Origin of the sequence: Actinomadura sp. GC306 (assembly GCF_004348665.1) — a bacterium.
In the GTDB taxonomy this organism is placed as follows: Bacteria; Actinomycetota; Actinomycetes; order Streptosporangiales; family Streptosporangiaceae; genus Spirillospora.
The window spans coordinates 1-12,502 of the sequence record NZ_SMKM01000048.1 but is presented as its reverse complement, the minus strand read 5'-3'; the positions used below and the strand labels follow the sequence as shown (position 1 = coordinate 12,502).

The window sequence follows — 12,502 nt, the reverse complement described above, 5'->3', positions numbered from 1 at the left end:
TAGTACTACAGCTTGTAGTAGACAGCCGGAGGCCCGCGGACCATGGACCCTGTCGACATCGCACGGTGGCAGTTCGGGATCACCACCGTGTACCACTTCCTGTTCGTCCCGCTGACCATCGGGCTGTCCGCGCTCGTCGCCGGCCTGGAGACCGCGTGGATCCGCACGGGCAAGACCGCCTACCTGCGCGCCACCAAGTTCTGGGGCAAGCTCTTCCTGATCAACTTCGCGATGGGGATCGTCACCGGCATCGTGCAGGAGTTCCAGTTCGGCATGAACTGGAGCGACTACTCCCGCTTCGTCGGCGACGTGTTCGGCGCCCCGCTCGCCATCGAGGGCCTGCTCGCGTTCTTCGTCGAGTCGACCTTCCTCGGGCTGTGGATCTTCGGCTGGGACCGGCTGCCCAAGCTCCTGCACGTGATGTGCATGTGGCTGGTGTCCATCGGCACCGTGCTCTCCGCGTTCTTCATCCTCGCCGCGAACTCCTGGATGCAGCACCCCGTCGGCTACGCCGTCGACGAGGAGGCCGGCCGCGCCGTCCTCACCGACTTCTGGGCCGTGCTGACCAACCCGGTGCACCTCGCCACGTTCCCGCACACGATCACCGCCGCGTTCGTCACCGGCGGCATGTTCATGGTCGGCGTCAGCGCGTGGCACCTCGCCCGCCGCAGGAACATCGAGGTCTTCCGCCCGTCGCTGAAGCTGGGGCTGGCCGTCACCGCCGTCGCCGCGCTCGGCGTCATCGTCAGCGGCGACCTCCTCGGCAAGACCATGACCGAGCGGCAGCCGATGAAGATGGCCGCCGCCGAGGCGATCTACGACACCGAGCGGCCCGCCGGGCTCTCCCTGTTCGCCGTCGGGACGCTGGACGGTGACGAGGAGATCTTCGGCATCAAGGTCCCGGCCGTCCTGTCGTTCCTGTCCACCGGCAGCTTCGACGGCGAGGTCCAGGGCATGAACGACCTCCAGCAGCAGGCCGAGGCCGCCTACGGACCCGGCGACTACCGGCCGTTCGTCCCCGTCATCTACTGGAACTTCCGCCTCATGGTCGGCGTCGGGTTCCTCACCCTGCTCACCTCGCTGGCCGGGCTGTGGCTGCTGCGGCGCGGCCGGCTGCCGTCCAGCCCGTGGGTCTACCGGATCGGCGTCGTGTCGCTGACGCTCCCCTTCATCGCCAACTCCGCCGGCTGGATCTTCACCGAGATGGGCCGGCAGCCCTGGTCGGTCTGGGGCGTGCTGAAGACGTCGGCGAGCGTCTCCCCGGGCGTCGGCGCCGGATCGATGCTCATCTCCCTCGTGGCGCTGACCGCGCTGTACGGCGTCCTCATGGTCATCGAGGCCGGGCTGATGCTCAAGTACGCCAAGGCCGGACCGCCCACCGAGGAGGAGGTCGCCCCGGCCGACCCGACCGATGACGACGACTCCGAGCGCTCGCTCGCGTTCGCCTACTGAGAGGGCCGCCGGTCATGGAACTCACCACCGTCTGGTTCATCATCATCGCCTTCCTGTGGACGAGCTACTTCTTCCTGGAGGGATTCGACTTCGGCGTCGGGATGCTCCTGCCGGTCCTCGGCCGCGACGACGTCGAACGCCGCGTCCTCATCAACACCATCGGGCCCGTCTGGGACGGCAACGAGGTGTGGTTCATCGTCGCCGGCGCCGCCATCTTCGCCGCGTTCCCCGAGTGGTACGCCACCCTGTTCAGCGGCTTCTACCTGCCGCTGCTGGCCATCCTGCTCGCGCTGATCGTCCGCGGCGTCGCGTTCGAGTACCGCGGCAAGCGCGACGACCCCGGCTGGCGCGCCCGCTGGGACAAGGCGATCTTCTGGGGCAGCCTCGTCCCGGCGTTCCTGTGGGGCGTCGCGTTCGCGAACATCGTGCGCGGCGTGCCGCTGGACGCCGACCACGAGTTCGCCGGGACGGTCGCCGACCTCCTCAACCCGTACGCCCTGCTCGGCGGGCTGACCACGACGATCCTGTTCGTCCTGCACGGGGCGGTGTTCGTCGCGCTGAAGACGTCCGGGGACATCCGGATCCAGGCCCGCCGCGTCGCGAGCATCGCCGTGATCGGAGCCATCGCCGCCGGCGGCGCCTTCCTCCTGATCACCCAGCTCCACCACGGCGACCCGGTGACCTGGCTGACCGCAGGGGCCGCCGCCGCCGGGCTGCTGCTCGCCGCCGCCGCCAACGCGCGCGGACGCGAGGGCTGGGCGTTCATCGGCACCGGAACCGCGATCGTCCTCGCCGTCGCGACCCTGTTCACCGCGCTGTTCCCGGACGTCCTGCCGTCCACCCTCGGCGCCGCGAACAGCCTGACGACCGAGAACGCCGCGTCCACCCACTACACCCTGACGATCATGACGTGGGTCGCGGTGCTGTTCACCCCGATCGTGCTGGTCTACCAGGGCTGGACGTACTGGGTGTTCCGCAAGCGCATCGGCACCTCGCACATCCCCGTCCGCGAGCCGGCGAAATGAAACCCCTCGATCCCCGGCTGCTGACGTACGCCCGGACGACACGGATCTTCCTGCTGTCGTCGGTCGCACTCGGCACCGCCACCGCCGGCCTGATCATCGCGCAGGCGACGCTGCTCGCCGACATGCTCACCCGGGCGTTCCTCGGCGGCGCGTCCCTCGCCGACCTGCGAACACCGATGCTCCTGCTGCTCGCGGTCGTCGCCGGACGCACCCTCGTCGCGTGGCTGCAGGAGGTCGCGGCGCACCGCTCGTCCGCCGCGGTCAAGTCGCAACTGCGCGGCCGGCTGCTCGCGCACTCACTGCGGCTCGGCCCGCGCTGGCTCGCCGGCGAGCGCAGCGGCGAACTCGCCACCCTCGCCACCCGCGGCATCGACGCGCTCGACGACTACTTCTCCCGCTACCTGCCGCAGCTCGTCCTCGCGGTGATCGTCCCGGTCGCGGTCGGCGCGCGGATCCTGCTCGGCGACTGGCTGTCCGCGGTGACGATCGCGGTGACGCTGCCGCTCATCCCCGTCTTCGCGATCCTCGTCGGGCTGACCACCCAGCGGAAGATGGACCGGCAGTGGCGGACGCTGTCGGTCCTCGCCGCGCATTTCCTCGACGTCGTCGCCGGGCTGCCCACCCTGAAGATCTTCGGCCGGGCCAAGGCGCAGGCCGCCAAGATCCGCGAGGTCACCGACCGGCACCGGCGCGCCACCATGTCGACGCTGCGGATCGCCTTCCTGTCGGCACTTGTCCTGGAACTCCTCTCCACGATCTCCGTCGCCCTAGTCGCCGTGTCAATCGGACTGCGCCTGGTCGAAGGCGGCATGGGCCTGGAGACCGCGCTGCTCGTGCTGATCCTCGCGCCGGAGGCGTACCTCCCGCTGCGGGCGGTCGGCGCCCAGTACCACGCGAGCGTCGAGGGCCTCACCGCCGCCGCGCGGATCTTCGAGGTGCTGGAGACACCCGCCCCCGCCACCGGCACGCGCACCGACGTCCCCGACCTCGCCCGCGCCACCCTCCGCCTGGACGGCGTGACGGTCAACTACGACGGCCGCGGCACCCCCGCGCTCGACGACTTCAGCCTGACCGTCCACCCCGGCGAGACCGTCGCACTCACCGGCCCGAGCGGAGCCGGCAAGTCGACCGTCCTCGCCGTGCTGCTGGGCTTCGTCCGCCCCGACTCCGGCCGCGTCATGGCCGACTGGGCCGACCTCACCGAACTCGACCCGGACACCTGGCGCGAGCAGATCGCCTGGGTCCCGCAGCGCCCGCACCTGTTCACCGGAACCGTCGCCGCGAACATCCGCCTAGGCCGCCCCGGCGCGTCCGACGCCGACGTACGAGCCGCGGCCGCGGCCGCGAACGCCCTGCACTTCATCGACGCCCTACCCCAGGGCTTCGACACACCCCTGGGCGAACGCGGCCTCGGCCTCTCCGCCGGCCAACGCCAACGCATCGCCCTAGCCCGCGCCTTCCTGCGCGACGCACCGCTCCTCCTCCTGGACGAGCCCACCTCGAACCTGGACGCGGAAAGCGAAGCAGCCGTGATCGACGCCGTCCGCCGCCTCGCGGCCACCCGCACCGTCATCCTCGTAGCCCACCGCCCGGCCCTCGTCACCGTCGCCGACCGCGTCATCCCCGTCGCCCCTGCGGCGGTGCCGACATGACGGTGCTCCGCCTGCTCCGCCTGGCCCGCCCAGCCTGGGGCCGACTCCTCATAGCCGTCATATTCGGCGTCCTGGCCCTCGGCAGCGGCGTCGGCCTGATGGCGACCTCGGCATGGCTCATCTCGCGGGCCGCGCAGCACCCCCCGGTACTCATGCTCATGGTCGCGATCGTGGCCGTCCGCGCGTTCGGTCTCGGACGTGGCGTGTTCCGCTACGTCGAGCGCCTAGTCGGCCACGACGCGACGTTCCGCATCCTGGCCGACCTGCGAGCACGTGTATACGAACGGCTGGAACGCCTCGCGCCCGGCGGACTCCCCTCGTTCCGTGGCGGCGACCTGCTGAGCCGCCTCGTCGCCGATGTCGATGCCGTCCAGGACCTTTTCCTCAGGGTCCTCTTGCCCTGCGTGGTCGCCGCCGTCGTGGGGGGCGCGTCCGTCGGCCTGGCCTGGGCGCTGCTCCCATCCGCCGGGGCCGTCCTCCTGTTCGCCCTACTGCTCGCAGGTGTCGTCGCGCCCTGGCTGTCGTCCGCCATGGCGCGCCGTGCCGAACGCCAGACGACGGACCTGCGCGGCGAACTGACCACCCACGTGGTCGACACCCTCCAGGGCGCCCCCGAACTCATCGCCTACGGCGCCGCCCCCGCACACCTCGCCGAAGCGACCAGCCTGGACCGCGACTTCACCCGCGCGTCGGCCCGTTCCGCCACCACCGCCGGCGCAGGCGCCGCCATCTCCGCCCTCGCCGGGGGACTGGCCGTCTGGGGCAGCCTCGCGGTGGGGGTCCCGGCCGTCCGCTCCGGAGCGCTGGACGGGGTACTCCTCGCGGTGATCGTCCTGCTCCCCCTAGCCGCATTCGAGGTCGTGGCCGGGCTGCCCTTGGCCGCCCAGTACCTGGAAAGGGTCCGCCGTTCGGCGAGCCGGGTCTTCGCCATCCTGGACAGCCCCGAACCAGTGCAAGACCCAACCGACCCCCGCCCCCTCCCAGCGGCGCCCTACACCCTCTCCGTGAAAAACCTGCGCGCCCAATGGACTCCCAAGGCCCCCTACGCCCTAGACGGCATCTCCCTGGACCTGACCCCAGGCCGCCGCTGCGCAATCGTCGGCCCAAGCGGTTCCGGCAAGACCACCCTGACCGCCGTCCTGCTCCGCTTCCTAGAACCGGTCGGCGGCCAAGCGACCCTCAACGGCGTGGACCTCCGCACCCTGCACGGCGACGAAGTACGCCGGGTCATCGGCCTATGCGCCCAGGACGCCCACCTGTTCGACTCGACCATCGGCGAGAACGTCCGCCTAGCCCGCCCTGATGCAACCGAACCCGAAATCCGCGACGCCCTACACCGCGCTCGCATCCTCGACTGGGTCGACTCCCTGCCACACGGCCTGGACACCCACGTAGGTGAGCACGGCGCACAGGTATCCGGTGGCCAACGCCAACGCATCGCTCTGGCCCGAGCCCTCCTGGCCGACTTCCCGATCCTCCTACTGGACGAGCCCGCCGAACACCTGGACATCGCCACCGCCGACGCCCTGACCGCCGACCTCCTGGCCGCCACCGAGGGCCGGACGACCCTCCTAGTAACCCACCGCCTAGCCGGCCTGGACGCCGTAGACGAAGTCATCGTCCTAGACGAGGGCGGCATCACCGACCGAGGCACCCACGCCGACCTACTCTCCCGCCCCGGCCTCTACCGAACCCTCTGGACCAGAGAACAAACCACCGAACCCGCCCACCCGCTCTAGGAAAGACCCCGCAGGCCCCAGCAGAACCACAGAACGCCCAAGCCCACCACTTGAGACCGCGCACAGCCACAACCACCGACACCACATCGCCAACATGGTTTCGCCCGCAGCTCCCCACAACCGACGTGAGCCGCCGGCACCACAAGGCAGCCAACCGACATCACGCACAGCCTCGGCCGCGGGTCAGCCGTCCTTACGAGCGACGAGCGCAACCGCGATGAGCGACTTGCGGTGCTTCCGGAAAACACGGCGCATATCGAGGACTCGACTACGCGCATTCGAATGGGTGAGCACGTTCTTCCCAAACCGAAGCGCCCCACCGAGCCCCTCGTCCGCGACCAGCCGACCCGCCTTCAGCAGCGCCATGGGGGCGGTCTCAACGTGCTCGACCGTGAACCCGTGCGCTTCCAAAAGGGCGCGCCACTCCTCGATGGTCTGCGGCCGGGCGTTGACCCTGATGCTCCGCGCCAGCGCCTGACGCACCTCGGTCTTGATCTCGTCCCCGACCCCATCCGGCGTAAGGCCGAGCTCGTGGATCGCGTACCGTCCCCCAGGACGCAGGATCCGCGCGGCCTCCGCCACGATCGCAGCCTTCGCCCTGTCGCCCTGCATGGTGAGCATGGCCTCGCCGATCACCACATCGGCACTGCCGCTGGCAAGCCCGGTCTCAGCGGCATCCGCCGTCCGAACAGTGCCCCGCTCCCCAAGAATCTCCTGCACTCGCGCCGCCGCACCGGCATCACTGTCGACCCCGACATATCCACCGGGAGCCCGCTCGATGATCTCCTGCGCAGTCCGCCCAAGCCCGGGTGCCAGCTCGACGACCTCGCTTCCGCCGATCCCCGCCCGATCGAGCATGCGCCGAGTGAGCTCCGCCCCGCCAGGCCGGAGCACCTTCTTCCCAAGCCGCGCAAGAAGCCAATGCCCCTGCACCTGCTCATCAGAACGTTCGGAACCGGGAAGATCAGATCCAGCCTGCTTCATGGCAAGGTCCTCCGTCCGGAGAAAGCCAGCGGGAGCCCTATTAGGTAAGCCTACCCTAACCACCCCGCGCCACCCAGACGCGGTCACGTCCCCGTCGCGGCGTGGGTCGCGCGGCTGTCGCGAGGACGGGCGGACGCCGGACGAGCGGCTCGTCCCCCAGTTGCGGGACGTGCCCGTCGTGCGGCATCCCCATCCCACGTCGCCTCAAGGTCCACAGACCAGCCGCCCCCTCAGCCAGCGAACGGCATCGGAAGCTCCTGCCCGGCGTGATTGGGTGCAGGGCTTGAGAAAGGCGGAGAGCAAGGACGTGCGGTTTCACGACCTGCGCGCCACACCGTGAACACCCTCGCAGCGAACGCAGGCGCGGCGCTCCTGAACTGAAGAAGCGCATGGGTCATGCGAGTGACCGCGCGGCCATGATCTACCTGCACGCGACGGACGAGCGGCACCGGGAGATCGCCGACGAGCGCCATGGCCAAGGCTGAACTCAAGGGGAGAAGCGATAGGGCACGCAGCGGGCACGGAAGCGGAAGAAGAGATCCTGAGAAACGAGAGCCCAGGCCGGAACTTCGGTTCTGACCTGGGCTCTTTGGCTGGTGGAGCCTAGGGGATTCGAACCCCTGACACCCGGCTTGCAAAGCCGGTGCTCTACCAACTGAGCTAAGGCCCCGTGCGGCGGGACCAGCCTACCGGTGGTCGGCGGTCAACGTGCCACCGCCGGGGCTGGGACGAGGATGTGAGTGGCGCCGGGGTGACGACGCCGGCACCGGCGTGGCAATGATGCCGTGGCGGCGCGGACAGCGATGTGGTGCGGACGTCGTCCACGCTCAGGCGTAGGGCCGAGGCGGGGACGAAGGGCGGGACGCGGGGACGTCTTCCGCATTCCAACGCCCAGATCAGGACTGTGCCACCAGGCAAGTGGGTCAAAGACGCGGAACTGCGGAAGGGGTGAGCAGGCAGGCGCCGATGTCGCTGCTGCAGAGGTGATCGAGACTTAAGCGGCGGCCGGGACGGGCTGCGGTTGCGAGTGTCGGTCGTGCAGCGCGCGAAGGCCAGGCTCGCGGCCTGGGCGACGGCGGCTCACCCAGGAGCTAGCGGAAGACGCCGAGCTTCGCCTCGCCGCGTGGGTTGCGGGCGCGCGGGTTGGACGCCGTGTCGGAGACGATCCCAGCGTGGCGATCGCCTCCGTGAAGGCGGTGTGGACGGACGGTCGCCGTCCGTGACAGTGGTCCCGGCGGGATCGAGGCAGGCGACGGTGGTCGGCTCTGCTCCGCTCGCGCCGGGGCCTATCGTCGGCGGCTCAGCTGTCGGACGACGTGGCCTCGGTCCACAGGTCCAGCTCGGCGCGGTCCTGCTGCATCCGGCGCCAGACGGCGAAACCACCAAGAGCGACAACGGCAAGGACGAGCAGCTTCTTCATGGTGGGACCCCTTCACCTCGGCTTTGAAGTCAAAACCCGGGACGCGTCGCATCAGCGTCTGCTTTCCCAGGCTTCCAGCAGCCTAGCAACCGTTCGCGGGCGATCAGCACCCAGTCGCCGTTATCGGACCCCACGTCCAATCCCGGTGGGAATGCTGTCACGTCCGCGCCATAGCGCGGGGGTGCCCGGACGGCCCCATAATCCGGGGGACGGACCTTCGGGAGTTCCGATGGCAGAGGACGACTTCCGGCTCTGGGAACATGAGCTCGACTCCGGCACGCCGCAGAAGGAACCGACCGGTGGCCGCGGCATGGTGGTGGTCGCCGGGCTGACCGCGACGGGATGCACGGCGATGATCGCGCTGGGTGAGGTTCCGCTCGGCACCGCCGGGCTGGTGCTGTCGTCGATCATCCTGCTGCTCTGGCGCATCGGCATGTGATCCGAAAGGATCTCGCCATGGAGCTGGGTGGAGCGACCGTTCTGGTGACCGGGGCCACGGGCGGGATCGGCCGGGCGCTAGCGGTCGCGCTGGCCGATCGCGGCGGGCATCTCGTCCTCACGGGCCGGCGGGCGGACGTCCTCGAACCCCTGGCGGAACGGCTCGGCGGCCGGGCCGTCGTCGCGGATCTGGCGGACCGGGAGGCGGCCGAGCGGCTCCTGGACGAGGTAGGCAGGGTGGACGTGCTGGTCGCGAACGCGGCGCTGCCCGCGTCCGGGCTGCTCGACGAGTACTCGATGACCGAGATCGACCGAGTTCTGGACGTCAACCTCCGCGCGCCGATCGTGATGGCGAAGCTCGCCGGGGCGCAGATGGCCGAACGTGGTCGGGGGCACTTGGTGTTCGTGTCGTCCCTCGCCGGGAAGACGGCATCCGGCCATGCGTCGCTCTATAACGCCACAAAGTTCGGGATGCGGGGATTTGCCCTGGCGCTGCGGGAGGACATGCGGCCGCACGGCGTCGGCGTGTCGACTGTTTTCCCCGGCTTTATCCGGGACGCGGGGATGTTCGCCGACGCCGGGGTCACGCTGCCAAAGGGGGTCGGGACGCGGACGCCGCGGGACGTGGCGCGGGCGACCGTCCGGGCCATCGAGCGGAATATCGCGGAGGTCGACGTGGCGCCGCTCGGGCTGCGGCTCGGGGCCAGGCTCGGCGGGGTCGCGCCCGGTTTGTCGGCGGTCGTGCAGCGGCGTGCGGGCGGGCACCGGGTCGCCCGGGGCCTCGCGGAGGGCCAGCGCGGCAAACGCTAGCGACATGCGCGGGCGTCCGGTGAGTCCGGGGCGAGCTGTGACCCATCGTTGTCTTCCCCACGCCGCACCACACCGTTGACCACTGCCGTGTGGTTCGGCGCCGACTCGTCCGCCCCCTGGCTGTTCACCGCGGAAGGAACCGTCATCGACGGCCTCACCTACGGCAAACTCGGCAAGGGGCAGCACACCATCGAATACCGGGCGATCGACTCCGCGGGCAACACCGGGAAGCCCGCGAAGTTCACGGTGACGCTTCGCTGACCGCCGAACCACGCCGGACCTCCTCCGCGTCGGGGACGGGTGCGGCCTCTGCCGCTACCGGACGGCGCTGCACGGTCGCGAGGACCGAACCTCCGAGGATCAGCGCGAACGAAAGCATGATCGTTCCGGTGAACGGCTCGTTGAGGAAGACGACGCCGGCGGCGACCGCGACGGCCGGGTTCACATACGTGAACACCATTCCTCTGGACGTTCCGACCTCCCGGATCAGCTCGAAGAACACGATGAAGGCGAGCGCAGTGCACACCAGTCCCAGCGCGAGGAGCGCGACCAGCACCTGCGTGCTCGGCATCGCGTCCGGCCAGGTGAGGACCGCCGGCCCGGTGTAGACGACCGCGGCGATGGCCAGCGAGAACGCGGCCATCTGCAGGCTCGGGACGTCCTGCAGCCGCCGCAGCGCGATCATCGGCGCGATCGAGTACCCGAGCGCGACGAGCATGACCTCGCCGATCGCCCAGGCGCTCCCGCCGCCGAGATGCGGCCAGGCCAGCACGCAGACGCCGGTCAGCCCGACCAGCAGCCCCGCCCAGCGCACCGGGCCGAGCCGCTCGGCGTCGCCCGTGAGCCTGGCGAGCACGACCCCGACGATCGGGACGGCGGCGATCAGCAGCCCCGTCATGGAACTGGTCAGTTCGGTCTCGGCGTGCGACAGCAGGGCCCAGGGCCCGAGGATCTCCACCGCGGTGAAGGCCAGCAGGGGACGCCAGTGCCGGCGCACCACGTCGAGCCGCCCCATCCGGATCGCCAGCGGCAGCAGCACGGCCGCGCCGAGCGCCGTCCGCACGAACACCACCATGGGCACGGAGACTTCCTCGACCGCCACCTTGATCATCAGATAGGGGATGCCCCACAGCACCCCCATCAGCGCGAACAGCGCCCAACCTCGACGGCTCACCCCGACCTCCATTCCCGTTTCCTCGCCGCCCAGGAACGCACTGATCCCTTGCCAGGACGGCCCCTTGTCGCTGGGCCGGCCCCTCACTCCCACCGGACGAACGCCAAGCCGCGCAGGCCCTCAGCCCTCAACGCGCCTGGTTCGACATACGTCCGTGACGGAGCCCTCTGGACGCATGTCACGCCACCTCGGGGGGCCGGCACGTGAAGGGCGACTGAACGACACGCACCGGACAAGGACAAGCGACCGTTGGACGGATTCAGGATGCGATGCCGCGAGCCATGCTGTCTTGAACGCTGTTGCGGTAGGCACCGGGAGTGACGCCCAAAACCCGCCGGAACCATCGGGTGAGGTGCGCCTGATCGGCGAACCCGACGAGGGCCGCGACCTCCGCCGGGCGGTGCCCCGCATCGAGGAGCATCCGGGCTCGCATCACCCGATACTGGGCGAGCCACGCGTAGGGCGGCATGCCCACGCCGTCGCGGAAGGCGCGCAGCAGCTGGTAGCGGGAGAGGCCCTGCTCGGTGGCGATCTCCGCGAGGGTGGGCGGCGTGAGGAGCTCGTCCGACAGGCGCGCGGTGACGGCACGTGCGATCCGCTCGGCGTCGGCTCGACGGCTCCCGGAAGCCATCTCCGGAGCCGAGCCGGCATGCCGGACGACGAGCGCTCCCAGGACGCTCAACAGGCGCGACTCACCCTCCAGTGGATCGTCGCCGAGCCGCAGAGCACGGTGCGCGAGCCGGAGCGCTTCACCGAGCTCCCGATCGTCGATGATCGCTTCACGGAAGTGCGGCCGACTCGCACCGCCCCTGACCGACATCGCGGCACTCAGCAGCTCGGCATCCGGATAGAGGCATCGGTAGGCGAAGCCCTCGGGAAGGGCCGGACCTCCGGTGTGCGCCTCTCCCGGCTCGATCACGACCACGCTGCCCGCACCGGAGTAGATCTTCTCGCCGCGGTAGCGCATCGTTTCCAGGCCGGCGACGGTGACGCCGATGGCGTACTCGTCGTGGATATGCGGTGCGTAGTGCCGCCGCCCGATGCGGGCCGTCAGCAGGTCGAGCGGGCTTCCTTGGACGCCGTCCACCCGCGTCCAAAGGGTCTGGTCATGGTCAGGCGGAGAAGACGTGCCGGAGCCGCCAGCGGTCCTCGTCACGGCCGAGCTCCGCGACGGCCACTCCCTCGGCGCCCGTGACCCGGACGCGGTACACGCGCCCTTCCTGGGCCGTCCCGTACGTCTTCAGCACCTGGTCGACCGCGTACCGCGTCCCCCGCCACTCGTACGCGGTGAGCCGTCCCGCCAGGTCGTGCTCGGCGCGAACCGGCTCGTTCAGCAACTGCCCCATTCCGCGAGCGTAGCACGGATTCGAACTGGTGTTCGCAGGTCAGAGCCACCTTGGAACGACCGGGCCATCGTACGCACCCCCGCCCGCCCAGCGCCGTGCACGCCACGAGACTTGACCTCGTCCCGACACTCCGGCGACCAGCGCACGCCCGCGGACAGACCACCAAGCGAATCACCTTCTCCCCACCTGCGACCGACACTTATCCACAGGCTGTGCACATCGCCCGCACACATCCCCCGGACAGTGCCGCCCGGCGCTACCAAGGCGGCGTCCACAGGAAGATCCCCAGACCAAAAGGGTTTTCCACGGTTCAGGCGCCCTCTTGCCCTCCATCCCGTCCAGCATCCACCCCGCCGCGCCGCCATGCACAGAATCCACAACCTGTGGATAAGTCTCGTGCACAACCTGGGTACGACCGACGACCGCGCCGTCCACCATTCTTCCCCAGGTTGCCCCCAACCC

12 protein-coding genes and 1 tRNA gene are annotated in these 12,502 nt (G+C 70.0%); 7 read left to right on the top strand and 6 right to left on the bottom strand.

All coding sequences use genetic code 11. The features are described 5' to 3' along the window. The first annotated feature begins 42 nt into the window (after positions 1–42). From E1200_RS10020 to cydC, 4 genes are read left to right on the top strand one after another with little or no spacing between them, the layout of a single operon-like run. On the top strand, positions 43–1,452 hold the full coding sequence (locus E1200_RS10020) for a cytochrome ubiquinol oxidase subunit I (protein WP_131951552.1): 1,410 nt from the start codon (positions 43–45) through the stop codon (positions 1,450–1,452). Positions 1,453–1,466: 14 nt separating this feature from the next. Beyond that, a complete protein-coding gene (gene cydB, locus E1200_RS10015) occupies positions 1,467–2,477 on the top strand; it encodes a cytochrome d ubiquinol oxidase subunit II (protein ID WP_131951551.1) in 1,011 nt (336 codons plus the stop codon). After that, entirely contained in the window at positions 2,474–4,129 is a 1,656-nt protein-coding gene (gene cydD, locus E1200_RS34350; protein ID WP_207933272.1) for a thiol reductant ABC exporter subunit CydD, read from the top strand. The genes cydB and cydD overlap by 4 nt, the downstream gene beginning before the upstream one ends. After that, positions 4,126–5,868 carry a thiol reductant ABC exporter subunit CydC gene (gene cydC / locus E1200_RS34345; RefSeq protein WP_207933271.1) on the top strand — a complete coding sequence of 581 codons (1,743 nt, stop codon included), beginning with the start codon at positions 4,126–4,128 and terminating at the stop codon, positions 5,866–5,868. The genes cydD and cydC overlap by 4 nt, the downstream gene beginning before the upstream one ends. Positions 5,869–6,051: 183 nt before the next feature. Here the strand turns inward: cydC and E1200_RS10005 are convergent, their stop codons facing one another. The 3 genes from E1200_RS10005 to E1200_RS34755 form a co-directional block, all read right to left on the bottom strand. Beyond that, positions 6,052–6,852 carry a class I SAM-dependent methyltransferase gene (locus tag E1200_RS10005; RefSeq protein WP_131951550.1) on the bottom strand — a complete coding sequence of 267 codons (801 nt, stop codon included), beginning with the start codon at positions 6,850–6,852 and terminating at the stop codon, positions 6,052–6,054. Positions 6,853–7,446: 594 nt separating this feature from the next. Beyond that, positions 7,447–7,522, bottom strand: a tRNA-Ala gene (locus tag E1200_RS09995). A gap of 630 nt (positions 7,523–8,152) precedes the next feature. Next, the gene (locus tag E1200_RS34755; protein ID WP_221480955.1) at positions 8,153–8,272 is read right to left on the bottom strand and encodes a DLW-39 family protein; all 120 of its coding nucleotides are present in this window, start codon (positions 8,270–8,272) and stop codon (positions 8,153–8,155) included. Between the two features lie 229 nt (positions 8,273–8,501). Between E1200_RS34755 and E1200_RS09990 the strand changes: the two genes are divergently transcribed. From E1200_RS09990 to E1200_RS09980, 3 genes are all read left to right on the top strand, one after another. Then, entirely contained in the window at positions 8,502–8,711 is a 210-nt protein-coding gene (locus E1200_RS09990; RefSeq protein ID WP_131951549.1) for a hypothetical protein, read from the top strand. Positions 8,712–8,728: 17 nt separating this feature from the next. Then, positions 8,729–9,520, top strand: a complete 792-nt coding sequence (locus tag E1200_RS09985) for an SDR family NAD(P)-dependent oxidoreductase (protein ID WP_131951548.1) — start codon at positions 8,729–8,731, stop codon at positions 9,518–9,520. A 75-nt stretch (positions 9,521–9,595) separates the two neighbouring features. Beyond that, entirely contained in the window at positions 9,596–9,781 is a 186-nt protein-coding gene (locus tag E1200_RS09980; RefSeq protein ID WP_131951547.1) for an HYR domain-containing protein, read from the top strand. Here E1200_RS09980 and E1200_RS09975 read toward each other — a convergent pair. From E1200_RS09975 to E1200_RS09965, 3 genes are all read right to left on the bottom strand, one after another. Then, a complete protein-coding gene (locus E1200_RS09975) occupies positions 9,762–10,694 on the bottom strand; it encodes a DMT family transporter (protein ID WP_131951546.1) in 933 nt (310 codons plus the stop codon). The genes E1200_RS09980 and E1200_RS09975 overlap by 20 nt on opposite strands. A gap of 259 nt (positions 10,695–10,953) precedes the next feature. Next, positions 10,954–11,781, bottom strand: coding sequence for an AraC family transcriptional regulator (locus tag E1200_RS09970; protein WP_243708454.1), 828 nt, complete (start codon positions 11,779–11,781; stop codon positions 10,954–10,956). Positions 11,782–11,806: 25 nt separating this feature from the next. Then, positions 11,807–12,040 (bottom strand): hypothetical protein, encoded by a 234-nt coding sequence (locus tag E1200_RS09965; protein WP_131951544.1) that lies wholly within the window; start codon positions 12,038–12,040, stop codon positions 11,807–11,809. Between the last annotated feature and the right edge of the window lie 462 nt (positions 12,041–12,502).